The sequence below is a fragment of the Streptomyces sp. 7R007 genome (assembly GCF_054850255.1).
The window spans coordinates 1-275 of record NZ_JBTWMV010000203.1 but is presented as its reverse complement, the minus strand read 5'-3'; the positions used below and the strand labels follow the sequence as shown (position 1 = coordinate 275).

Genomic DNA, 275 nt, shown 5'->3' with positions numbered 1-275 from the left:
CTCGGCCCGAACGTCGTCGTCTTCGACCCCTCGATGTCGTCCTCGACGATCCAGAACAGGCTGAACTCGATCTTCCAGCAGCAGCAGACCAACCAGTTCGGCTCCCAGCGCTACGCCGTGCTGTTCAAGCCCGGCTCCTACGACGCGGACGTCAACGTCGGCTTCTACACCCAGGTGCTCGGCCTCGGCCTGACGCCCGACGCGGTGACCGTCAACGGGGCGGTGCACGCCGAGGCCGACTGGTTCCAGGGCAACGCCACGCAGAACTTCTGGCG

Annotated in this window: 1 pseudogene; it reads left to right on the top strand. The window is 66.2% G+C overall.

Annotated features, from left to right (window positions below):
* Nucleotides 1-275 (top strand): annotated as a pseudogene (locus ACYF6T_RS44805) (coagulation factor 5/8 type domain-containing protein); the annotation flags it as partial.